This window comes from Nocardia vinacea (genome assembly GCF_035920345.1).
Taxonomy (GTDB): domain Bacteria; phylum Actinomycetota; class Actinomycetes; order Mycobacteriales; family Mycobacteriaceae; genus Nocardia; species Nocardia vinacea_A.
In genome coordinates, this window is record NZ_CP109149.1 from 1,344,740 (window position 1) to 1,367,115 (window position 22,376).

Sequence of the window (22,376 nt, forward strand, 5' to 3'; positions counted from 1 at the left end):
CAGGAGGATCGGTATGAAAACGAATATCCGCGCGATCACCTTGGCCGTAAGCGACCTCGAACGGTCGCTGCGCTTCTACCGCGACGGCCTCGGCCTCTCCTCACCGGGCATTATCGGCACCGAGTTCGTCCGGGACGAGCACAACCCCGGCGGGTCGGTCGCCATGTTCACCCTCGACAACGGCCTGATCCTGTCCCTCTACTCGCGTACCGACCTGGCCATGGATGCGGGCATCGCCGTCGACCGAGTCACCGGCTCACCGATGAGCCTCGGCTTCTTCGCCGACTCCCGCGAGGACGTCGACCGTATCCTGCAACAGGCCGAACAAGCGGGCGGCACCATCGTCCGACAACCTGTGACGCGCCCATGGGATATCTACGCGGGCTACTTCGCCGACCCTGACGGTCATCTGTGGGAAGCGGTGTACTTCGTGAACGGTCTGTCGGATTGATATCCGTTGTCTCACAGTGCTATTCGTTAGTGAACAGGCCGGTGAGGAACGGGATCAGTTGGGGCCAGGAAGCTTCGACGATGCCCTGGTGGTCGGTGGGGTAACTTCGGAACTGGTATCGGGTTCCGGAGGTGCTCAGTTGGCCCAGGAGGACTGCGGTCGAGGGGAAGGGGACCGTGGTGTCCTGCTCGCCCTGGGTGATGAGCAGCGGTTGTCGGTAGCCGGCGGTCGGTACGGCCAGGTAGCGGGTGAGTCGAGCGGTGAAGTCGCCGGTCAGTAGCGGTTTGGTGAGTAGCGAACCGAGGGAGAGGCCCTGGACCTGGGCGGGCCAATTCGACACGCACGAGGTGGCCAGACGTTCCATCGCGGCGATACCCGTTGGGGTGTAGTAGCTTTCGATATCGGAAGTGGGGTTGGCGATGCGCATGCCCTCGAGTACCGCGGCGACGTTGTCGATGAAGCCATCGAGGACCGGCGCGCGGCGTACGTAGGGACCCGCGAGTGCGATGGCCTGCTCCACGTTGGCCGGTGGTGCGAGGGCAGCGGTGCCGCGGAAGTCGAGTTCGGGCGCGTAGGTCGGGGCGAGGGCGCCGGTGTTCAAGGCCGCGTGTCCGCCCTGGGAGACGCCCACAACCGCCCACCGCGTAGACAGGTCGCGATCGGCGGTGCGCGCGGCGCGGACGAGGTCGATGGTGGCGGTGGCTTCGGTGCGGGATTGCAGGTAGGGATGCGGTGTCGCGGCACCGGGATTCAGGCCGACATACTCGGGGGCGACCACCGCATAGCCTCGGTCCAGCAGGCGATGCAGATACGAGGCATCGGACCGGGCTTTCGTGGTGGTGATTCCGCGCTGCGGGCCCAGGCCGCTGGTGCCGTGATCCCATGCGATTACCGGCCAACCTCCGGGTGGCGGTGTCGCACTCGGGGTGAGCAGCAGTCCGGTCGCCGTCGTGGCTGCGCCGGTCGGGCCCTCGGTGACGTATTGCTCGGTACAGATGTCAGCAGACTATCGAGAACCCGCCATCGGCGGTAGGCGAACTCGAGTCGCTCGCCCGTGACGAGATCGGATACGACACATGCCCTTTCGCCGCAACTCCATACGAAAGGGCTTGTGCCGTATGGACGCTAACCGAGTTCGGCGAGTTGAGGTACCACCGGCGCCATACCCTCGATCCACGCCGCCGGGGACCCGGAGGTCGGGATAATGATCACGGTGTGCACGCCGAGCTTTGCGTAATCGGCCATCTGGCGGACGAATTCGTCGCGATTGTCCGGATTCGGGCGCGGATTATTGGCCATGATGGTGATGCGGATATCGTCGAAATCGCGCCCGACATCGTCGCAATGGCGGCGCAGGACGTCGAGTTTGTGGCCGACATCCTCTGGGGCGGAACCGAAGAGATTGCAGGCGTCGCCGTACTGCGCGACCAACCGCAGTGTCTTGCGTTCGCCGCCACCGCCGATGAGCACCTTGGGCCGGTTGATCGGCTGCGGCGAGCACAGCGTCTCGGCCAACTGGTAGTGCTTGCCGTCGAAGGGGCCGTTGTTCTGCGGGTCCCACATCTGCTGACAGATGCGCAGCGTCTCCTCGAGGCGCTCGAACCGTTCGGCGATCGGCGGGAACTGCACGCCGAGCCCGCGATGTTCACGTTCGAACCAGGCGGCGCCGAGGCCGAGCACCGCGCGGCCGCCCGACAGGACATCGAGGGTGGTGACGATCTTGGCGAGCAGACCGGGATGCCGGTAGGTCACACCGGTGACAAGGAGGCCGAGGTTGATGCGGGAGGTGTGCGCGGCCAGATAGCCGAGGGTGGTGTAGCCCTCCAGCATGTTGGCCTCGGCAGGCAGGCCGGTCGGCTCGATCTGGAAGTAGTGGTCCATGAACGACAGCCAGGTCGCACCCGATGCCTCTGCCGCGGCGCCGACCCTGGCCAACTCACCGGCAATGGCGGTGGTGCCGCCGTCGATGTCGAATATCGGTAGGTGAAAACCGAGTTCCATGAAGTGATCCCCTGGTACTAGACGATTTTGCACTGCCAACGCTATGACCTGGAGTGCACTCCAAGTCAAGTGTCGGGACGCAAATCTCGCAGGGGGCCCACCAAAAAACCGATGGCGGTGTCGCCATGGACGACACCGCCACCAGCTTATGTCGATCAGCCCTGAGCGGTGGTCACCGAATTCAGGACGACATCGGCGTTCGGGCGACCGTCTTCGCCGCCCGCGGCGCCCGCATTGGCGACCCGCGCCAGAACATCCAAACCGCCGGTGATCTTGCCGAACGGGGTGTAGTTCGGCGGCAGCTGCGAATCCTTGTAGACCAGGAAGAACTGGCTGCCGTTGGTGTCGGGACCGGCATTGGCCATCGCGACCGTACCCGCCGGATAGGTGGCGCCGTCCAGGTTCTCGTTCGGGAACTGGTAGCCCGGACCGCCCGAGCCGGTGGCGGTGGGATCACCGCACTGCAGGACGAAGATGCCCGCGGTGGTCAAGCGGTGGCACTGGGTGTGGTCGAAATACTTCTGCCCGGCGAGGAATACGAAGGAGTTCACCGTGCGCGGTGCGCGGGCGGCCTCCAGGGCGATATCGACTGTGCCGCAGGTGGTTTCCAGCTGTGCGGTGTACTTGGCGCCCGTATCGATCGCCATTGCGGGCTCGCTGGCCCACTGCTTGCTCTCGGGCTTGGCCGAATCGGGGGCCACGCATCCGGCGACCGGTGTGCCCGGATCCGCCGAGACCCCGCCGGTGGCGAAGATCGCGAGGGTGGTGCCGACGGCGAGTACACCGAGGCCCCGTAGCAGGGCAGTCCCGACTCTGCGATGCTGCCTGATGGGCTGATGGTGGTCGAATTGCCGCACCTGCACTTCGCTGCTCACCGGTCAGGGTCTCCTTCTGTTGTGTATCGCATCGGGTGATGCTGAGCGGATCATTCCATCTCGACGCTTCCAGCGGAACGAGATGCGTATTGCGACTGTGTGGCAAAGGAAATCCGCGGATGTGCGGCGGGTGGTCGGCTAGCATCTTTTCGGTGATCGTGCCCGTCATCCCAGCCGGTGACGACGGCGCCACCAGCTTCGATATCGAGCCGGGATCCTAAGCGCGGCGAACGCGACGGTAGGTGGGGGCCGCGGTGGTTGCGGCGGCGAGCTCGCTGGTGAGCCAGTCCAGCTCGCCGTCGGTGATCGCGGCGACGGTGATGCGCAGGTGGTCGCCGTGCGGGTGGTCCTCGACCTCGAAGGGGCGGCCGGGTGCGCCCTTGATGCCCGCGGCGGCCAGGGAGATCATGGCCGCGTTCTCGTCGGCGACGGGCAGCCACAGGTTTATGCCGTCACCGCGAGCGACGGCGACGCCCTTGCGAGCCAGTGCGCGGCGGAGTTCGGTTGAGCGCCTGCGATATTCGGTGCGAGCGGCGGCGACGGCGCGCACGGCGGTGTCGTCGTCGAGCATGGTGAGCAGCAGGCGCTGCAGCAGTCGACTGGTCCAGCCGGGACCGAGCATGCGCCGTTCGACCATCGGATCGAGCAGCTCGGCGGGGCCGCCGACCACCGCGAGGCGCAGGTCCGCGCCGTGCGATTTGGAGTAGGAGCGGATATGTACCGTTCGGCTCGGCAGTCGCGAGCCGAGGGAGCGCAGTGTGGTGGATGCGATGCCCGCGGAGTGGTCGTCCTCGATGACGAGAGTGTCTGTGCCGGTAAGGATTTCGGCCAGTTCGCGGGTGCGTGCGGCGGTGAGCGACACACCCGTCGGATTCTGTGCGCGCGGCTGCAGGATCAGCGCTGCGGCACCACGTGCACGCTCGAGATCGTCCGGCAGTAAACCGGATTCATCCATGCGAACCGGAATAGGCCGAGCTCCGATCCGGGCGAGCAGGTCGAGAAAAGGTGGGAAGCAGGGATCCTCGACAGCGACCGCATCGCCGAGCCGCACATGGGTGGTGAGCAGTCGATCGATGGCGTCGAGCGCCCCGTCGACGACGGCGAGCCGTTCGGCGCGGAAGGGCCAATCGGTGCGCACCTTGGCGGCCAATTCCGGCAGCACGGCCTCGCCGAGATAGTCCGCCGCGAGATCGTTGCCGCGTCCGTGCTCGGTGATCGCGCGCAGTGCGGCGACCAGATCCGGAAGAAGCTGCGGATCCGGGGTACCGCGGGACAGATCGATGCGGAAGGCGCTGTCCGAAGGCGGGTGCAGGCGCTGATAGCGTCCCGTCGGCGCGGTCGCGCGGGTGGCGCTGCGTTCGCCGACGAAGGTTCCGGCACGCCCCCTCGCCACTATCGCGCCGGTGGCGGCCAGCGCGCGCCAAGCCTGGTTGACGGTAGCGGGGGAGACCCGCAACTCGCGGGCGACCTCACGCACGGTCGGCAGCCGCGATCCGGGTTCGATTGCTCCGGAACGAATCCGGCGGCTCACCGCTGCCGCGATTCCGGCCGGGGTGCGATCTTCGAGATCCGCGTTGAACAGGCCGGACCGGGCCGCGACGGGGGCGGGCGCGGTGTCTCGCAGGTTGTCTGCGGGCACCTGCGGCGCGGTCGTCGGATCGAAGTTCACAGCGTCATTCTGCGTCGGGCACAGCGCCGGAACGAAGACCGGCCCCAAGGTTTACGGCTACGAAACTGTTTCCGCAATCTTGTAACACAACCGAATTGGATCTCGGTGAAGTATAACAAAGCATGGGAATCGTTCGAGCGGCGCTCGTCCAGACGAACTGGACGGGTGATAAAGAGTCCATGATCAAGGCGCACGAGGACTATGCACGCCAGGCCGCCGCGCAGGGCGCCAAGGTGATCTGCTTCCAGGAGTTGTTCTACGGCCCGTACTTCTGCCAGTTGCAGGACACGAAGTTCTATGACTACGCGGAATCGGTGCCGGGTCCGACGACGGAGCGATTCGCCGCCCTGGCAAAGGAATTGGGCTTGGTAATGATCCTGCCGGTATACGAGCAGGAACAGCCCGGGCTGCTCTACAACACCGCGGCAGTCATCGATGCGGACGGCAGCTATCTCGGCAAGTACCGCAAACACCATATTCCGCACGTCAACGGATTCTGGGAGAAGTTCTACTTCCGGCCAGGAAATGTGGGCTGGCCGGTCTTCGATACCGCGGTCGGCAAGGTCGGCGTCTACATCTGCTACGACCGGCATTTCCCGGAGGGTTGGCGCGCCCTGGGCCTGGCGGGTGCGGAAATCGTCTTCAACCCCTCCGCGACCTCGCGCGGCCTGTCCGGCTACCTGTGGAGGCTGGAGCAACCGGCCTCCGCGGTCGCCAACGAATACTTCATCGGCGCCATCAACCGGGTCGGTATAGAGGAATACGGCGATGACGATTTCTACGGAACCAGCTATTTCGTGGATCCGGAAGGTAAATTCGTCGGAGACGTCGCCTCGGACACCGATCCGGAACTGGTGATCCGTGACCTCGATATGGATCTGATCAAGGTGGTGCGCGACCGCTGGGCGTTCTATCGCGATCGCCGCCCCGACGCCTACGGACCGATGGTGGCTCCCTGAGGCTGGTGATATCGATATGACGAAAACATTCATTCACGGCGGCACGGTGGTTTCGCCCACCGGATCGCAATTGCTCGATGTGCTCGTCGACGGCGAGACGATTGTCGCGGTCCTGCAACCCGGTGCCACCGCATTGGGCGCGGATCTCGCCGCGTCCGCGGATGTGGCCATCAATGCGACCGGCAAATATGTGATTCCCGGCGGCGTGGACGGCCACACCCATATGCAGCTGCCCTTCGGCGGCACCGAGGCCTCGGATACCTTCGAGACCGGCACCCGCGCGGCCGCCTGGGGTGGCACCACGACCATTGTCGACTTCGCGGTGCAGAAGCCGGGGGAGCGGGTGCAGGACACCCTCGGTCTGTGGCACGAGAAGGCCGCGGGCAACTGCGCGATCGACTACGGATTCCATCAGATCATCGGTGAGGTGAACGACGAATCCCTCAAGGGGATGAGCGAATTGGTGGCCGAGGGTGTCACCAGCTTCAAGTTGTTCATGGCCTATCCGGGTGTCTTCTACTCCGATGACGGTCAGATCCTGCGGGCCATGCAATCGGCGGGCGATCTCGGCGCGCTGCTGATGATGCACGCGGAGAACGGCATCGCCATCGATGTGCTGGTCGAGCAGGCACTGGCCCGCGGTGAGACCTCGCCGTACTACCACGGTGTCTCCCGGCCGTGGCAGATGGAGGAGGAGGCCACACATCGCGCGATCATGTTGGCGCAGTTGACGAATGCGCCGCTGTATGTCGTGCATGTCTCGGCCAAGCAGGCGATGGAACAGATCGCCGCCGCGCGGGGTAACGGGCAGAACGTCTTCGGTGAGACCTGTCCGCAGTACCTGTATCTGTCGCTCGAAGAGCATTTGGGCGCACCGGGTTTCGAGGGCGCGAAGTGGGTGTGCTCGACGCCGCTGCGGTCGAAGGTGGAGGGACATCAGGACGAGCTGTGGCGCTATATCCGCACGGGTGATGTCACATCGGTGAGCACCGACCACTGTCCCTTCTGCATGAAGGATCAGAAAGAGTTGGGGCTCGGCGACTTCAGCAAGATTCCCAATGGGATCGGCGGCGTCGAACATCGGATGGATCTGATGTTCCAGGGCGTCAAAAACGGGTTGATATCACTGGAGCGCTGGGTCGAGGTCTGCTGCACCACCCCGGCACGCATGTTCGGTATGTATCCGCGCAAGGGTGTCATCAGTCCGGGTGCCGACGCCGACATCGTCATCTATGACCCGACCGGGCACACCAGCATCGGGTTCGGCAAGACACACCACATGAATATGGATCATTCGGCCTGGGAGGGCTTCGAGATCGACGGACACGTCGACAAGGTGCTCTCGCGCGGCCGCGTGATCATCGACGACGGCTCGTATCTGGGCAGTGCCGGTCACGGCCGGTTCATCACCCGCGAACTGTCGCAGAACCTGATCTGACCCGATTGGAGAGTGCCGCATGGATATCGGTGTGGTGCTGCAATGCACACCTCCCGCCTCGCGGGTGGTCGAACTGGCCAGACAGGCGGAGACACACGGCTTTTCGCATGTTTGGACCTTCGATTCGCACCTGCTGTGGCAGGAGCCCTACGTCATCCACAGCCAGATTCTGGCCGCCACCCGCAAGGTGGTCGTCGGCCCGATGGTCACCAACCCGGCCACCAGGGACTGGACGGTGACCGCGTCGACCTTCGCGACGCTCAACGATATGTTCGGCAATCGCACCGTCTGCGGTATCGGCCGCGGCGACTCCGCGGTGCGCACCCTCGGCGGCAAACCGACGACCTTGGCGACATTGCGGGAATCCATCGAGGTGATCAGGGAACTCGGCAATGGTCGCAGTGCCCGCGTCGGCGACACCGTGGTGCGCTTCCCGTGGGCGAGCGCCTCGCGGCTCGAGGTGTGGGTGGCCGGATACGGTCCGCGTGCACTCGATCTGACCGGTGAGGTCGCCGACGGATTCATTCTGCAACTCGCCGACCCGGATATCGCCGCGTGGACGATCGCCCGGGTGCGGGCGGCCGCCGAGCAGGCCGGGCGCGCGCCGGGATCGGTGAAAATCTGTGTGGCGGCACCGGCCTACGTCACCGACGGATCCGAGGCCGCGACGGCGCATGCCCGCGAACAGTGCCGCTGGTTCGGCGGCATGGTCGGCAATCATGTCGCCGATATCGTCGCGAAATACGGTACCGACGGCGATATTCCGGCCGCGCTCACCGACTACATCGCGGGCCGTCAGGGCTACGACTACAACGAGCACGGGCGCGCGGGCAATACGCATGCCGAATTCGTGCCGGACGCCATCGTGGACCGTTTCTGTGTGATCGGCACGCCCGATGAGCAGTTGGCTCGGCTGCACGAGCTGGAGAAGTTGGGTGTCGACCAGTTCGCGGTCTATCTCCAGCATGATGCCAAGACCGCCACGCTGGAGGCGTACGGGGAGTCGGTGCTGCCACGGTTGGCGTATCCGGTCACGGCGACGGCGGGCGCCGAGTGATCGCCTCGGCAGCGGCGGCGCTCGCGGCGGGGTGCTATGAGCTGGTCAAGAGGCGTCTCGCGGAGCCGGTTCCGGTGTCGGCGGGCGATCAATGAGAGCGGGAGCTGTGCGGGCTCGGCAGGTCGGCTACGCGGTCGGTGTGCTGGTGCTGGTGGTCGCGGTCTGGGAACTCGTCAAGTACTTCGTGCCCGAGCGCGGGGTGAGTATCGGCGATACCCGGATTCTGCCGCGCACGAGCGACGCTGCGTTGCCGCACGTCTGGTCGGTCATCGCGGTGCTCGGTGACAAAGACGGCGCCGGCACCGTTGGCGGAACACTGCTGCGCACAGCGGGATTCACCTTCGGGCTCGCGCTGTTGGCATTGGCGATCGGAACGGTAGTCGGTATCGCGCTCGCGGTGGTGATGCAGCGTTTCTCCTTCGTCGAGCGCGGATTACTTCCCTATATCGTTGTCTCGCAGACGGTTCCGTTGATCGCCTTGGCGCCGCTGGTGGCCGGGTGGGGCGGGAAGATCGTCATTGCCGGTGAGCCGTGGCGGCCGTGGATGAGTATCGCGGTCATCGCGTCGTATCTGGCCTTCTTCCCGGTGGCGGTCGGAATGTTGCGCGGATTGCAGGCGCCGTCCAAGGCGTCGGTGGAATTGCTGCACAGCTACTCCGCGAATTGGTGGGAGACATTGGTGCACTTGCGGTTTCCCGCCGCAGTGCCGCATTTTCTGTCCGCCCTGCGCTTGGCCGCCGCGGCATCGGTGATCGGCGCCGTGGTCGCGGAGATCTCGACCGGCACCGCGGGTGGCATCGGCCGCCAGATCATCGTCTTCTCCCAGCAGGCCACCGGCGATGCGGCCCGGCTCTATGCGGCTGTTCTCGCCGCCGCACTGCTCGGTGTCGCCGTGACCGCCGTCGTCGGCCTGGCCGAAGTGGCACTACGTCGATACAGCCGTCCCGCCGGGGCGCGCGGTTCTTCAGGAGGTACCCGTTGACCGGGAAAGTGGAATCGGCCACCACGGGCAGCGATGCGGCCGATGAGCAGATCCAGGCGCCGGATCCGGGTTCCGTCGCGGCGAAGGCCGAAGACGTTGCGGCGGTTGACCTCACCGATGTTGGGAAGATCTTCGACGCGGGTTCGGTAACCGCGCTCACGGGTGTCTCGCTGAAAGTCCTTGCGGGGGAGTTCGTCTCGCTGATCGGTCCCTCGGGCTGCGGCAAATCCACCCTGCTGCGCATCATCGCCGATCTGGAACGGCCGAGCAGCGGCAGCGTGACCGTGCACGGCAAGACCGCGCGGCAGGCCAGAATCGACCAGGATTACGGCATCGCCTTCCAGCAGGCGGGACTCCTGGACTGGCGCACCGTTCAGTCCAATGTCGAATTACCACTCGAGCTACACAAGGTTACGAAGGCTGAAAGACGCTCTCGCAGTGCGGAACTCCTCGAGATGGCCGGTCTCACCGATTTCTCGCACCGCTATCCGGCGGAACTGTCCGGTGGTATGCAACAGCGCGTGGCGATTGCCAGGGCATTGGCCCGTAAACCTTCGCTGCTGCTCATGGACGAACCATTCGGGGCGCTGGACGAAATGACCCGCGAACGCATGCAGGGCGAGTTACTGCGCATCGCCGGAGAAACTGGTGCCGCAGTGGTTTTCGTGACGCACTCCATTCCGGAGGCGGTGTTCCTGTCCGACCGCGTGGTGATCATGTCACCGCGGCCCGGCCGCATCACCGAGATCGTGCCGACCGGCGGCTGGGGCCGGGAAGCGGGCGTCAGCGGTGACGATATCCGTTCCAGCGAGGCGTTTTTCGAGGCCGTCGCCGCCGTCCGCACCGCACTGCGCGGCGGACACGAGACCGCCGACATCATCGTGGCGGGACAGGATCTGCAATGAAGACGTGGCTACCGGCGGTGGTATTCGGCGTCGGCGGATTAGCGCTGTGGCAGGTGCTGACCGTCGTCGCGGGTGTGCCGTCTTTCCTGCTGCCCGCACCGACCGCGATCGCGAAACAGTTCACCGAGAACTTCGACCGCATCGTCGATGCCGCCACCGCGACTGGTACGAACGCTCTCATCGGCCTGCTGGTAGGTGCGGTCGTAGGCATTGTGGCGGCCATGGTCGCGGTACGGTTCCGGCTGGTCGAGGGGCTATTGACGCCGCTGGCCGCCGCGGCCGCCGCGGTGCCGATCGTCGCGCTCGCCCCGCTGCTGAATTCGATGTATTCGACCACCACCGACACCCCGCGCCGCATGGTCGTGGCCATCGTGGTGTTCTTCCCGATGTTCGTCAGCACCGCCCGCGGCCTGCGGCAGGTGCCGCAGGTGCAGACCGATCTGATGACCTCGTATGCGGCAGGCGGCTGGCAGATCACCCGGACGGTGCGGCTGCCCGCGGCACTGCCCTACCTGTTCACCGGGCTGCGCATCGCGGCGCCGGGTGCGGTGATCGCGGCCATCATCGCCGAATACTTCGGTGGCCTGCAGAACGGCCTCGGCAGCCGAATCACCTCCGCCGCAGCGAATACCGCCTATCCGCGTGCGTGGGCCTATGTGGTCGGCGCCATGATCGTCGGCCTGCTCTTCCTCGCCGTCGTTCTGATTCTCGAACAACTGACCCGCCGACCCCGGAACATCCTGATCCGCGACATCTTTGGGAGATCGAAATGAGAACTGCCACAGGGCGTTTACGCGCTTGTCTCGCGCTGGCGGCGTTGGCGGCGGCCGCGCTGACCGGCTGCAGCACCACCGACAGTGGCTCCGGAACCACCGCAGACGGCCTGACCAAGGTCCGCCTGCAGTTGCAGTGGTTCAAGCAAGGGCAGTTCGCGGGTTATCTGGCCGCCGTGGACCAGGGCTTCTACAAGGAGCAGGGTTTGTCCGTCGAAATCCTCGATGGCGGAACCGATATCGTGCCGCAGACGGTACTGGCCCAGGGGCAGGCCGACTACGCGATCGCTTGGGTACCCAAGGCGCTGGCCTCGCGCGAGTCCGGGGCGGGTATCACCGATGTGGCGCAGGTGTTCCAGCGCTCGGGCACCAAGCAGGTGTCGTTCAAGTCCGACAACATCACGGGCCCGGCCGCGCTGCGCGGTAAGACCGTCGGAAACTGGGGCTACGGTAACGAATTCGAGCTGTTTGCGGGCATGACCAAGGCGGGCATCGATCCGTCCAAGGATGTCAAGCTGGTCCAGCAGCAGTTCGATATGAACGCCTTCCTCGCCAAGGACATCACTGCCGCCCAGGCCATGTCCTACAACGAATACGCCCAGCTGCTGGAGACGAAGAATCCGGCCACCGGGAAGCTCTACACCGCAGACGATTTCGCCACCATCGACTGGAACGACGAGGGCGTGGCCATGCTGCAGGATGCGATCTGGGCGAATTCGGAGAAACTGAAGGATGCGAAATACCAGGACCAGACCGTCAAATTCCTCGCGGCCTCGCTGAAGGGCTGGGCGTTCTGCCGCGACAATGTCGACAAATGCCGCGATATCACCGTCGCCGCGGGCAGCACGCTCGGCGCCAGCCACCAGCAGTGGCAGATCAACGAGGTCAACAAGCTGATCTGGCCCTCGCCCAACGGGATCGGCATGATCGACAAGTCCGCATGGGACCGCACCGTGAAGATCGCCAAGGAGACCAAGAACCAGGAGGGCGTCACGGTGCTGAAGCAGGATCCCGATGCGGGCGCGTTCACCAACGAATACGTGACCAAGGCACTGGACCTACTGAAATCCGGTGGAATCGATGTCACCGGAACGGGATTCGCGCCGCAGCAGGTGACACTGACCGAAGGCGGTAAATAGGTGGTCGATCACGTCTTCTGACCCCCAGATCGGGGTGGAACTCGCCTCGAGTGCGTGTTCATGGGATCAGAGGGGCTGCAACGAGTGCCTTGTCGCCTGGAACCAGGTTGCACCGGTGGCGGTGTACCGCTGGGATGCGGAGGTGACCCGACCGACCACCGACTCTGCCCTTCGGGCCGCTAGGTGTCGGTGGGGTGCTGATGGCGGCGATGATCATCGAGCAGGTGGCCGACTTCAAGCGGAGCCAGGTGCCCGGCATCGGCCTCAGCCCCCGGCGAAATGCTGCTCGCCAGCGGCTTCTCCTGCGCCGACGCACACCGCGCGCCGCGACTACAAGCAGATCTCCTTCAACCGGCGATAGGATTGAATTCGCAGTCCGCGACTACTCGTTGGTGGGGCGGTGAGATGTGGGGTAAGCGCGAGGACATGATTGTGCGGGGGCGGCTGCCGTTCAACGCCGAGCCGCCGCCATCGGTGCTGGCGAGCAGCGAAATCACCGCGGTGGACGCGTTCTATGCGCGCAATCACGGTCCGTTCCCCGACATCCCCGCCGAGCGGTGGCGGTTGGGCGTCGATGGACGGGTGGACAACCCGCTCACCGTGACCTACGACCAGCTGACGACCGGTTTTGAGCAACACAGCGTGGTAGCGACGCTTGCGTGTGCCGGCAACCGGCGCGCTGAACTGCTGGCGGTGCGCCCGATCCCCGGCAAGGAGCCATGGGAGCACGGCGCGATCTCGACCGCCGAGTGGGCCGGGCCCAGGCTGGCCGATGTACTGCAGGCGGCCGGGGTGGACCACGATGACCGACTGCACGTCGCATTCGCTGCGCCCGACGTGGCCCAAGAGGCCCGGCCGGTCCAGTCCTATGGCAGTTCCATCCCGCTGTCCAAGGCGCTCCGCGAGGAGGTGTTGTTGGCCTGGCAGATGAATTCTCAGCCACTTCCGCGCGCTCACGGTGGCCCGGTGCGTGTGGTGGTGCCTGGCTACATCGGGGCTCGCAGCGTCAAATGGGTCACCGCCGTCACCGTGCAATCCGTCCCATCACAGAACTATTTTCAGGCCCTCGACTACCGTATTCTTCCGCCCGAGGCCGACCCAGAGGCGGTCGCACCGGGCGAGGGCATCTCGCTATCGTCGCTGGCGCTCAACTGCGACATCCTCGTGCCCACCGAGGGCGATCAGATTCCGCGTGGCTCCCGCACCGTTCGTGGATGGGCAATCGCCGGCGACGGCCACGGCATCGCACGGGTCGATGTCTCCGTCGACGACGGCCGCAGCTGGCGGCAGGCCGACCTGCACCCCGCACCCAGTCGGTGGGCGTGGCGGCCGTGGTCGCTGACCGTCGACATGCGACCCGGGCCACTGAACATCACCGCGCGCGCCTGGGACGACGCCGGAGCCACACAACCCGAATCCCCAGCATCCGTCTGGAATCCCCGCGGATACGGCAACAACGCCTGGGCCCACATCAAACTGACGATCCTTTAAGGCATGGGACTGCCCGGCCGACGGGCTGAGCCGTCACGGGTTTAGGGGCCGCTTCTTCCTAGAGGAAGATGGCCTGTCGCTGCTGCACTGCCACAGTCAACTGCACATGGACTTCGGTTTCATGGCCCTGCTCCACGCCACCTGACCCGACACCGGCTACGAAACCTGTTCCCCCGCAACACCGGCCGCCAACATGCGGGTGATGATCGCGTCGATCGACCAGTGGCCGGGGCCGATCCACAACAGGAATATCAGGCCACACAGCATCGCGAAATCGGTGCGCGCGTCGTGCGCCATCCCCCAAAAGCCTTGCACGCCTTGGAATCCACCCGGCCCCAGCTCGCGCAGCTTGGTCAGCACGATCGCCAAAATAATGTCGATCAGTAGCGGGATCGCCGCCAGCCGGGTCAGCAACCCGACCACAATCAGTGTGCCGCAAACGATTTCGACCACCCCGTCCAGGTTCGCGAAGAACGGCGCGGCGGGGATACCGATTTTGTCGAACCGCCCCGGTCCCAGCTTGTCCGGATACAGAAACTTCTGGATCCCCTCACTGAGGAACACCAACCCGACCGACACCCGAATACAAACCACCGCGCCCGGCCCGTCAGCACCCAGCAGCCCCGCCCACAACCCCCGACTCGATCCAGCCACCGTGACATCGCCTCCCGATATCGCAGATCACCGCTGGGCCGAGCCTACCCACGGGCCGTAGCTCTCGAGCTAGCGGCCAGGACCGTGGATGTCAGGAGTCGCGCGGGGCTACCAGGCCGGATTCGTAGGCCAGAACTACGAGTTGGGTGCGGACGCGGGCGTGGAGCTTGGTCATGGCTCGGTTGATGTGGGTTTTCGCGGTCAGCGGGCTGATCACCATGCGGTCGGCGATCTGGTCGTTGGATAGGCCGTGCGCGACCAGGGCCACGGCCTCGCGTTCGCGAAGGGCGGTATCGGCTGGAGGCCCGATCTACGACGAATTCGTCGACCGGGTCGTCTCGACTGTGCGGGCGCTGCGGCTGGGCGTCGACTGCCCGGACGTCGGTGCCGAATTCGAGGCGATGACCTGCACCGCGCAGGTCGACCCCGGTCATGCGCACATAACCCACAAGTAGAGACATAGTGCCGGTTCTGCGGAGTAACCTACGGTTTCATGAGCGCATGCGAGGTTTGCGGTAACGATTACGCTATGCCGATCGTCGTCGAGGCTCAGGGAATGCGGCATGTCTTCGACTGCTTCGAATGTGCGATCCACCGCATGGCACCTATCTGCGGGCACTGTAACTGCAAGATCATCGGCCACGGTGTGGAGGCCGACGGTCGATTCTTCTGCTGCGCGCACTGCGCCGTGTCCGAGGGTGCCAGAGGCTTGGTCGACCACGTGTGAGGGCGGTGTCGTCCCGGGACCGAGGGTGCTTCCCGTCATTCCGGGCGATGTCGAATGTCATTGGTCAGAACCAGCCTTTGTGTTTCGCCCAGACGAGTAGGTACGTCGATATCGCGAGCATCGCGAGCAGGGCAAGGGCTAGCCAGATCCATTGGGTTCGGTCGTTCACGATCAGGTTCATGCCGATGATGGACGACAGTGCCGTGATCGGCAGCGTGATGGCGGCGATGACGGCGAGCCGCTCGGCCGCGATGGTCATCTTGGTGTTCGTGCGTGCCTGATAGAACTCGATCGTGCCCTGCAGGTAGTCCTTTTGGCTGTCGGCCATCACTGTCAGGTGCTCGAACTGATCGACTGCGTCGAGCAGCAGTTGCTGACCCGTGCCGGCGCCGAACGCCTCGATGGTGACCATCCGGCCGTACAGGGCGTGGCTCAGCGTGGCCATGGTGCGGACCGTCAGCAGGCCGTGGCGGGCCCGGAACATTTCGTCGAGGAAGGTTTCCGGATCGCCGAGATGTCCGGCGGTGACTTGCTGCTCGAGCTTCCAGACGTCCTTGGTCAGCTCGGCGGTGTAGGCCCGCATTCGCGCGGTGAGCGCGGCGAGCAGGGCGTGGGACAGTTCGAATGCGTTGCCGGGCTCGAGCCTGCCCGACTCCAGCCTGCCCAGCACGGCGTTCACCTCGACCATCGCGGTCGATTGATCGATCGCCGGATTCAGTGGTCCGTGCACTGTCACGAGGTAGCGGCCGCCGATGAACTGGTCGAGTTCGACGTAATGCACGTGCCCCTGCGCCCCGGACTGTGGTGCGTGCAGCACCAGGAACATGTGGTCGGCGTACCGGTGCACCTTGGGCACCTGGTTGCGGTTCATCGAGTCCCGGATAGCGAGAGGATGAAATCCGAAGACGTCGGTCAACGCGTGGGCGGCCTGATCGTCCCAGGTCGGGACGTCCACCCAGACCAGTCCGTCAGGCCGGTCGAGTAACTCGTTCAGATCGGTAGCCGGATACGCGCGCACACCGCCGTCGGAGATGAACCGGACGTCCATGTCGGCCTCCTCACGCGATGCACCGTCTCCTCCGTGATAGCACCGGAGCCGTGCCGACGGGGTGACTCGTCGAATTCGGGCGAGATGATCCGGACGACCAGATCTGCGTGGCGGTCGCCTGATCTTGGAGGCGACGCAGCATACTCGATGCCGGGGCGGCCGTATCCTGGCGGCTTCGAGGGTGCCGTGCGCGCACGGGCGCCTACGTGGAGCACGAATTACGCAGTGTCAGCGAGATCGTGGAGACCGGTGAGGTTGCAGCGTTCACCGGGCCAGCTCGGGAGCCGGAATCATCATTGCCCATGGAGGTTCGGCGCTATCTTCTGTACGTGGAAGCCGCCAAGGGTCAGCCTCGTCGTCCGCCGAGGATCACGTAGGCAGTGACCACGATGATGATCATCACCAGGATGGCGGAGCCGACCATGACTGCGTTCGTGCTGTAGCTGGGGAGATCCCCCGATTGGGTGGCGAGCAGCACCACGCGTCCGTTGTTCATCGCTTCCCTTTCCGATATTTCGAGCGTAAGCCGCTGATAGCGGGCCCGGCCGTTGAGATGTCGCTAAGAAACCTCCGAGGTCGGAGCCGGGTAATGCCGTGTGCCGGTGTTGCCGCGGTGGCGATGTTCCGATCCAGCGCGGCGGGAAGTGATCGTGTGGGGTCAGGTCCGCGGATGGGGCGAGGGTTCGGTTGTGGCACAGTCAGGTTCGACCCGCCTGCGCCGGGGATGTCACCGACGGTGGACGTGTCCGCCCGCGGATGCGGTGACGACCGCGGGCGGGCTGTAGGACGCCCGCAGGTAGGCCCGCTCTTGGGCGGTCACATCGTCGCCTTCCCTGCCGACTACCGCGCCATGGCCGATTCGGTGCGCGACAGCCGGGCATTCGCATTGCGTATGGCCAAGACGCTGGTTCCGAATTCGCCGCCGGACTATGGGGCACACCGGGGCCGCGCGGTTGATCAATGTGCTGCCGCTCGGAATCTCCAGGGCCGCAGCCGAACTCGATAGCAGAGGGGCATGTGCCTGCACGGCTCGATGAGGGTCCCGAACTACGACAACCTCAGCCTGCACCCGGTCGAGCCTCGCGTGAAATGGGGCTATCCGGCGGATCCGCAGCGAATTCGCTGAGTTGACGCCCAGACTCTCCTCGCTGGCAATCCATACCGCCCGATAATGTGCGACACACTTGCGCGGATCGATGAGATGTGACAGACCGCCGAGTCGGTTACGGTGGCAGCGCCGTGGTCCCCGCCCGATCGGGTGCGGATCAGCAAACGAGGAGTTAGGGCATGAGCACTGAGTCTCCGGTCGCAGAGTCGGCGCGTGTAGCGAGCGGTCCGCATTCGGCCGGGATGGCGGTGGTGGTCGGTGCGCTCGGGGTGGTGTTCGGTGATATCGGTACCAGCCCGATCTACACCCTGCAGACGGTGTTCAACCCGGATGATCCGCATCCGGTGCCGATCAGCACAGCGAACGTGTACGGCATCGTGTCGCTGATCTTCTGGTCGGTGATGCTGATCGTCACGCTGACCTACGTGACCCTGGTGATGCGCGCCGACAACGACGGCGAGGGCGGGATCATGGCGCTGATCACGCTGCTGCGCCGGATGGGTGGGACACGCGGTCGGGCCGCCACCGCGCTGGCCGCGCTCGGGATCTTCGGTGCCGCACTGTTTTTCGGTGACAGTATGATCACCCCCGCTATTTCGGTGTTATCCGCGGTGGAAGGTGTGAAGGTCGTCGCGTCGGGGTTGGAAGATCTGATCGTGCCGATCACGGTGGTGATCATCGTGGGTCTGTTCGCGGTGCAGCGCCATGGGACCGCGGTGGTCGGGCGGTTGTTCGGGCCGGTGATGATCGTCTGGTTCGTCTCGATCGGCGCTTGCGGTGTGGGTGGCATCGCCGGGCATCCGGAAATCCTGCGCGCGCTCTCGCCGACATATGCGTTGAGTTTCATGTTCGGGCATTTCGGTATCGCTTTCTTCGCGTTGGCGGCTGTGGTGCTCGCGGTCACCGGCGCGGAGGCGTTGTACGCGGATATGGGCCATTTCGGTCGTAAGGCGATCACGCGCGGCTGGTTGGGGTTGGTGCTGCCGGCGTGCACACTGAGCTATCTCGGGCAGGGCGCGCTGCTGCTCGGTGACGAGAGCGCGGTGAGCAGTCCGTTCTTCCTGTTGGCACCTGGCTGGGCGCGGCTGCCGATGGTGCTGATCGCGACCGCCGCCACGGTGATCGCCTCCCAGGCGGTGATCACCGGTGCCTATTCGGTGGCATCGCAGGCTGCTCAGCTCGGTTATCTGCCGCGGTTGCGGGTGGCGCATACCTCGGAGTCGACGATCGGGCAGATCTATGTCCCCTGGATCAATTGGGTCCTGATGGTTTCGGTGATCACTCTGGTGTTCGCGTTCCGTAGCTCGGCGGCGTTGGCGTATGCGTTCGGTATGGCGGTGGTCGCGACGATCACGATCACGACCCTGCTGTTCTTCTACATCGCTCGGGCCAAGTGGGGTGCCCCACTGTGGCTGGTCCTGCTCGGTGCTGTTCCGTTGCTGGCGGTCGACCTGCTGTTCCTGGCGGCGAATATGACCAAACTGGTGCACGGGGCGTGGCTGCCGCTGTTGATCGGGGTCACGGCGTTCACCGTGATGACCACGTGGGCGTGTGGGCGTGCGGTCGTCACCCGGGCGCGGGAGGAGAAGGAGGGGCCGCTGCGCGGGTTCGTCGATCAATTGCGTGATCGTCAGCCGCCGCTGCTGCGGATCCCCGGTACCGCGGTGTTTTTGAACCGCGGCAACGAGACCACGCCGCTGGCGATGCGCGCCAATGTCGAACACAACCTGGTGCTGCATGAGCACGTGGTCATCCTGGCGATCGACACGGTGCCGGTACCGCACGTCCCGGACGCCGAGCGCGCCGAGATCGATGCCCTCGGCTACGGCGACGACGGAATCATCCACGTGACAGCACATTTCGGGTACATGGAGACACCGAACGTCCCGCACACGCTGCGGCTGCTCGATCCGACGCAAACCGAAGGCCGGATCTCGGTCGACGGTGCCTCCTACTACCTGTCGAAGATCGAGCTGAAGAAGGGCGCGGCACCGACCATGGCGGCATGGCGCAAGCGACTGTTCATCGCCACCTCCTACATCACCGCCGACGCCGCCGAATATTTCGGCCTGCCGGGTGAGCGGACGGTCATCATGGGTTCGCGCATCGAGGTGTGAACACGATCGAATCGGCCTCGCGGACATTCATCGGGACCGTAAGGGCGCCATCAGTATTGAGCCTGCCGAACCCGGGCAGCACGTTCGCGCATCAGCGCCTGCGGTATTCGGTGAGGGTGGGTCTGGATCGGGTTACGGGCGGGCGTGGGCGAGGTATTCGGCCCACCTGAGTTCGAGTTGGCGCTCGCGCATCTGCGTGTACCCGAATCGGTGTGACTGCGACTGTGGTGCCGTCACTAGGACGGCCCGGGACGGTAGCGGCGAGCGGAGGCGGTCCGGACGTCGACTGCCAGGCCCGCTCAGTTGGCGGAGGCGAAGCGCCAACCGACGGAGGGGAAGCCCTAGCCGATGAACTGGCCGATGATCGCACCGACCGCACAGCCGATGATGGCACCCACCAGGAAGAACCAGATCCCGATGAGAATGCCGATGACACAACCGATCACCTCGCCGACCTCGACGACGGCGAAGACTCCCTGTGCCTGGTGCTGCCCGGGCACGGGGGCCGATGCCGGGGTCAGCGTCAATTCCGTGCCGGTGTTGTCCAGCGTCGGCGTGAGGTTGAACGTCTGCCCGGTCTGGGCCTGCAATGTCCTCGGAATGGTGCCGACGACGGTGCCGTCGTCCGCGGTCACGGTGACCGCGTCGGGGCCGAGCGTGAATCTGCCGGAGGCCAGCCGGACCAGCGCGCTGGTGTGAACGGCGGCGAGGGTGGTGGTGTAGGCGACGGGGCCGGCGTTCGCGCCGACGGTGACGTCCGAGGCCACCCCGGCCTGACCGTTGGCCATGACAGTGGTTGTGCCGGTGGCCGCGATGGCCAGGATCGCAGTCGCCAGGAGCTTCTTGATCTGCACCGCACTTCCATTCGTTCCGATTTTCGACGTTCCCAGACGAACGGCACTGAATAGGATCGCTCCCGGCTATCTTCTTGCCTTCGGACAATATCGCATGTCAGAGCAAATCATTGCCGCATACACCGCTCGTTAGCTATTTCATCGCAATCATTCTCCGGTGCGCGACGGCCCGTCGAGCCGGGCTACCGACGTGGAAATGCCCCATGTCGAGGTCACCTGAGACCGCACGGTAGCCGATGAGCGTGCATATCTCGGGCGGCGCGTGCGGACCCGGCACTACGCAGTACCGCCGATCGAGTTGCCCGCGCATGTCTTCGGCAATGTTCATCAGGGTCGGGCGGTGTGAGCGGAGTACTGCCATGCACCTTCACGCTCTAGCCAGGTGGTGAAATCCAGCAGTTCCGGATGGCATCGCCGCAGCGACACGATGTCGGCATTCCAGCCTCCGCCCTGGTTGGCGAACCGGTAGCCGGCGAGGGCGTCGGGGTCCTTGTCCGACAATGCTTCTCGTGGGATCGCTCGGTATTCGATCGGTTGTCCGAGGGACCGGCTCATGGCCTCGGTGATCTCGGTCATGGTCAGCTCGTCGCCCGCCAGTTCCACCGCGGCTCCGATGTATTCGTCCGGGTGAGTGAAAGCCCGTGCAGCGAAGACACCGATGTCGGTACCCGCGATCAGCTGCACGGGAACGTCCGGATGAATGACATCGGTGAGTACTCCCTCGCGCAAGCCGAAGCGGGGGTCGAGCTGGTTCTCCATGAAGCGCACCGGGCGTAATGCGGTGGTCGGCAGGCCGAGCCGAGTCGAGTATCTCTCCAACTCCGCCTTGCTCTGCCAGCGGCGAATGCCGTGATCGGCGTCCGCAGCGCCGACCGAGGCGTAAACGAAGTGAGCAACCCCGCTGCCGCGGCTGCATCCGCGACATTGCGGCCGAGCCTCAGTTCATCGGCGACGGTGAAGCCGGGAGGTGTGCCAGGGTATCCCACGGTCGGTTGCACGCTGAACACCCCGTGAACACCCGCCGCCGCCGTATCCAGCGTGGTTCGGTCGCCCATATCGCCAGGCGCCAGTTCCGCACCCGCCTCTGCCAACACCCGAGCACCGGCCGTGTCCGGGTCACGCACCAGCGCACGCACCCGCCAACCCGCCGCCAGCAGTGCACGAGCCGTTGCGCCGCCCTGGGTGCCCGTCGCTCCGGTAACCAACACGATGTCCGACATCGCAGCCTCCTCGAGTAGCGCTGTTCGCCTGTATCGGCAATAAGTGGGGATTGTCCCCGTTTAACCGTCGGCTACGATACGGGGACTATCCCCGTTTTGCAATCGGAGTGTAATGACACCAGCCCCGAGTAGACCGGCTCGCGCCGACGCGCTGCGCAATTACGAGCGGCTCATCACCGCCGCCACCAATGCCTTCGCCGAACACGGCCCGCAGGTGCCGCTGGACGACATCGCACGCGCCGCCGGGGTCGGCAATGCCACGCTCTACCGCCATTTCCCGACCAGACAGGCACTACTGGAAGCGGTCCACCACGACCACATAGAGGCACTGGTCCACCGAGCCGGCGACTTGGCCACGGCACACGCCCCCGCCGAGGCGCTCAGGTTGTGGCTCGACACCGTTGTCGCACAGGGCAGCGCCACCCGCGGCCTGGCGGCCTCGCTGCTCGCAGTCATAGGCACATCGACCGAATCTTGGTGCCGGAAAGAAATATTCGCCACGGCAACCGGCCTTTTGCAGCGCGCTCAGGATGCGGGCGAGATCCGTTCCGGGCTGACCGCACCCCAGTTACTGAAGCTCGTCAACGCGATAGCCCTTGCCACTGAAGGAGATCCGGACCGAACCCAGCAAGCCCATACGCTGCTGGACTTCCTCTTCGACGGCCTTCGCATCCAAGCGTGACACTGTGCACGCGACAGACCTGTGCGCAACTCGAACGGACTGGCCGAACGTTCGCCGATGCCGCTGATCGCGCTGTTCGGAATGGCACATACGGCGCGGCCCGGCCCGGGATAGAACGGTCCTGGCCGGGCGGGGATTGGTGTGCCGGTCAGTTCGCCACGTTGTCGAATGTGCCGGCCTGGTAGGAGCCGCCTGTGGTCTTGGTGATCACCAGCAGCCGGTTGCG

20 protein-coding genes and 2 pseudogenes are annotated in these 22,376 nt (G+C 65.1%); 12 read left to right on the forward strand and 10 right to left on the reverse strand.

All coding sequences use genetic code 11. From position 1 onward, the window contains the following. Positions 1–13 precede the first annotated feature (13 nt). Positions 14–451 carry a VOC family protein gene (locus tag OIE68_RS06375; RefSeq protein ID WP_327098451.1) on the forward strand — a complete coding sequence of 146 codons (438 nt, stop codon included), beginning with the start codon at positions 14–16 and terminating at the stop codon, positions 449–451. Between the two features lie 19 nt (positions 452–470). On the opposite strand, the gene OIE68_RS06380 is transcribed toward OIE68_RS06375, so the two are convergent. From OIE68_RS06380 to OIE68_RS06395, 4 genes are all read right to left on the reverse strand, one after another. Then, positions 471–1,448, reverse strand: coding sequence for a lipase family protein (locus tag OIE68_RS06380; RefSeq protein WP_327101592.1), 978 nt, complete (start codon positions 1,446–1,448; stop codon positions 471–473). Between the two features lie 128 nt (positions 1,449–1,576). After that, positions 1,577–2,452: an LLM class F420-dependent oxidoreductase gene (locus tag OIE68_RS06385; protein ID WP_327098452.1), complete on the reverse strand. Its 876-nt coding sequence runs from the start codon at positions 2,450–2,452 to the stop codon at positions 1,577–1,579. Positions 2,453–2,607: 155 nt separating this feature from the next. Then, positions 2,608–3,327 carry a peptidylprolyl isomerase gene (locus OIE68_RS06390; protein ID WP_327098453.1) on the reverse strand — a complete coding sequence of 240 codons (720 nt, stop codon included), beginning with the start codon at positions 3,325–3,327 and terminating at the stop codon, positions 2,608–2,610. Positions 3,328–3,544: 217 nt separating this feature from the next. Continuing rightward, a complete protein-coding gene (locus tag OIE68_RS06395) occupies positions 3,545–4,996 on the reverse strand; it encodes a PLP-dependent aminotransferase family protein (RefSeq protein WP_327098454.1) in 1,452 nt (483 codons plus the stop codon). 122 nt (positions 4,997–5,118) lie between these two features. Here OIE68_RS06395 and OIE68_RS06400 point away from each other — a divergent pair, with 122 nt between their 5' ends. From OIE68_RS06400 to OIE68_RS06435, 8 genes are all read left to right on the forward strand, one after another. Then, entirely contained in the window at positions 5,119–5,955 is an 837-nt protein-coding gene (locus OIE68_RS06400; RefSeq protein WP_327098455.1) for a nitrilase-related carbon-nitrogen hydrolase, read from the forward strand. A 16-nt stretch (positions 5,956–5,971) separates the two neighbouring features. Next, the gene (hydA, locus tag OIE68_RS06405; protein ID WP_327098456.1) at positions 5,972–7,393 is read left to right on the forward strand and encodes a dihydropyrimidinase; all 1,422 of its coding nucleotides are present in this window, start codon (positions 5,972–5,974) and stop codon (positions 7,391–7,393) included. Positions 7,394–7,412: 19 nt separating this feature from the next. Next, positions 7,413–8,450, forward strand: coding sequence for a TIGR03842 family LLM class F420-dependent oxidoreductase (locus OIE68_RS06410; RefSeq protein WP_327098457.1), 1,038 nt, complete (start codon positions 7,413–7,415; stop codon positions 8,448–8,450). Positions 8,451–8,541: 91 nt separating this feature from the next. Continuing rightward, positions 8,542–9,432, forward strand: a complete 891-nt coding sequence (locus OIE68_RS06415; protein ID WP_327098458.1) for an ABC transporter permease — start codon at positions 8,542–8,544, stop codon at positions 9,430–9,432. Next, complete coding sequence (locus OIE68_RS06420; RefSeq protein ID WP_327098459.1) at positions 9,429–10,337, forward strand: ABC transporter ATP-binding protein; 909 nt, start codon at positions 9,429–9,431, stop codon at positions 10,335–10,337. The genes OIE68_RS06415 and OIE68_RS06420 overlap by 4 nt, the downstream gene beginning before the upstream one ends. Beyond that, entirely contained in the window at positions 10,334–11,110 is a 777-nt protein-coding gene (locus OIE68_RS06425; protein WP_327098460.1) for an ABC transporter permease, read from the forward strand. Before OIE68_RS06420 ends, OIE68_RS06425 begins: the two co-directional genes overlap by 4 nt. After that, positions 11,107–12,249, forward strand: coding sequence for an ABC transporter substrate-binding protein (locus OIE68_RS06430; RefSeq protein WP_327098461.1), 1,143 nt, complete (start codon positions 11,107–11,109; stop codon positions 12,247–12,249). The genes OIE68_RS06425 and OIE68_RS06430 overlap by 4 nt, the downstream gene beginning before the upstream one ends. A gap of 405 nt (positions 12,250–12,654) precedes the next feature. Beyond that, a complete protein-coding gene (locus OIE68_RS06435) occupies positions 12,655–13,740 on the forward strand; it encodes a sulfite oxidase (protein WP_327101593.1) in 1,086 nt (361 codons plus the stop codon). A gap of 156 nt (positions 13,741–13,896) precedes the next feature. On the opposite strand, the gene OIE68_RS06440 is transcribed toward OIE68_RS06435, so the two are convergent. Together OIE68_RS06440 and OIE68_RS06445 are read right to left on the reverse strand one after the other, a co-directional pair. Continuing rightward, positions 13,897–14,373, reverse strand: coding sequence for a DoxX family protein (locus OIE68_RS06440; protein ID WP_419150683.1), 477 nt, complete (start codon positions 14,371–14,373; stop codon positions 13,897–13,899). A 112-nt stretch (positions 14,374–14,485) separates the two neighbouring features. Further along, positions 14,486–14,692 (reverse strand): annotated as a pseudogene (locus tag OIE68_RS06445) (response regulator transcription factor); the annotation flags it as partial. A 231-nt stretch (positions 14,693–14,923) separates the two neighbouring features. On the opposite strand from OIE68_RS06445, the gene OIE68_RS06450 reads away from it, so the two are divergent. Further along, positions 14,924–15,121: a hypothetical protein gene (locus OIE68_RS06450; protein ID WP_327098462.1), complete on the forward strand. Its 198-nt coding sequence runs from the start codon at positions 14,924–14,926 to the stop codon at positions 15,119–15,121. Positions 15,122–15,185: 64 nt separating this feature from the next. Here the strand turns inward: OIE68_RS06450 and OIE68_RS06455 are convergent, their stop codons facing one another. Both OIE68_RS06455 and OIE68_RS06460 read right to left on the reverse strand, forming a co-directional pair. Next, on the reverse strand, positions 15,186–16,169 hold the full coding sequence (locus OIE68_RS06455) for a magnesium transporter CorA family protein (RefSeq protein WP_327098463.1): 984 nt from the start codon (positions 16,167–16,169) through the stop codon (positions 15,186–15,188). Between the two features lie 346 nt (positions 16,170–16,515). Next, on the reverse strand, positions 16,516–16,665 hold the full coding sequence (locus OIE68_RS06460) for a hypothetical protein (RefSeq protein WP_327098464.1): 150 nt from the start codon (positions 16,663–16,665) through the stop codon (positions 16,516–16,518). A gap of 854 nt (positions 16,666–17,519) precedes the next feature. On the opposite strand from OIE68_RS06460, the gene OIE68_RS06465 reads away from it, so the two are divergent. Next, positions 17,520–19,394: a potassium transporter Kup gene (locus tag OIE68_RS06465; protein ID WP_327101595.1), complete on the forward strand. Its 1,875-nt coding sequence runs from the start codon at positions 17,520–17,522 to the stop codon at positions 19,392–19,394. A gap of 341 nt (positions 19,395–19,735) precedes the next feature. On the opposite strand, the gene OIE68_RS06470 is transcribed toward OIE68_RS06465, so the two are convergent. Both OIE68_RS06470 and OIE68_RS46975 read right to left on the reverse strand, forming a co-directional pair. After that, on the reverse strand, positions 19,736–20,248 hold the full coding sequence (locus tag OIE68_RS06470; protein WP_327098465.1) for a hypothetical protein: 513 nt from the start codon (positions 20,246–20,248) through the stop codon (positions 19,736–19,738). A gap of 327 nt (positions 20,249–20,575) precedes the next feature. Continuing rightward, a pseudogene (locus tag OIE68_RS46975) lies at positions 20,576–21,468 on the reverse strand (NmrA/HSCARG family protein). 112 nt (positions 21,469–21,580) lie between these two features. On the opposite strand from OIE68_RS46975, the gene OIE68_RS06480 reads away from it, so the two are divergent. Beyond that, a complete protein-coding gene (locus OIE68_RS06480; protein WP_327097738.1) occupies positions 21,581–22,150 on the forward strand; it encodes a TetR/AcrR family transcriptional regulator in 570 nt (189 codons plus the stop codon). Positions 22,151–22,376 lie beyond the last annotated feature (226 nt).

Excerpts from the sequence above, each read along its gene's own strand:
- OIE68_RS06375 (WP_327098451.1), top strand. The coding sequence starts at position 14 with ATGAAAACGAATATCCGCGCGATCACCTTGGCCGTAAGCGACCTCGAA.
- OIE68_RS06385 (WP_327098452.1), bottom strand. The coding sequence starts at position 2,452 with ATGGAACTCGGTTTTCACCTACCGATATTCGACATCGACGGCGGCACC.
- OIE68_RS06400 (WP_327098455.1), top strand. The coding sequence starts at position 5,119 with ATGGGAATCGTTCGAGCGGCGCTCGTCCAGACGAACTGGACGGGTGAT.
- hydA (WP_327098456.1), top strand. The coding sequence starts at position 5,972 with ATGACGAAAACATTCATTCACGGCGGCACGGTGGTTTCGCCCACCGGA.
- OIE68_RS06410 (WP_327098457.1), top strand. The coding sequence starts at position 7,413 with ATGGATATCGGTGTGGTGCTGCAATGCACACCTCCCGCCTCGCGGGTG.
- OIE68_RS06415 (WP_327098458.1), top strand. The coding sequence starts at position 8,542 with ATGAGAGCGGGAGCTGTGCGGGCTCGGCAGGTCGGCTACGCGGTCGGT.
- OIE68_RS06425 (WP_327098460.1), top strand. The coding sequence starts at position 10,334 with ATGAAGACGTGGCTACCGGCGGTGGTATTCGGCGTCGGCGGATTAGCG.
- OIE68_RS06430 (WP_327098461.1), top strand. The coding sequence starts at position 11,107 with ATGAGAACTGCCACAGGGCGTTTACGCGCTTGTCTCGCGCTGGCGGCG.
- OIE68_RS06435 (WP_327101593.1), top strand. The coding sequence starts at position 12,655 with ATGTGGGGTAAGCGCGAGGACATGATTGTGCGGGGGCGGCTGCCGTTC.
- OIE68_RS06450 (WP_327098462.1), top strand. The coding sequence starts at position 14,924 with ATGCCGATCGTCGTCGAGGCTCAGGGAATGCGGCATGTCTTCGACTGC.
- OIE68_RS06455 (WP_327098463.1), bottom strand. The coding sequence starts at position 16,169 with ATGGACGTCCGGTTCATCTCCGACGGCGGTGTGCGCGCGTATCCGGCT.
- OIE68_RS06460 (WP_327098464.1), bottom strand. The coding sequence starts at position 16,665 with ATGAACAACGGACGCGTGGTGCTGCTCGCCACCCAATCGGGGGATCTC.
- OIE68_RS06465 (WP_327101595.1), top strand. The coding sequence starts at position 17,520 with ATGGCGGTGGTGGTCGGTGCGCTCGGGGTGGTGTTCGGTGATATCGGT.
- OIE68_RS06480 (WP_327097738.1), top strand. The coding sequence starts at position 21,581 with ATGACACCAGCCCCGAGTAGACCGGCTCGCGCCGACGCGCTGCGCAAT.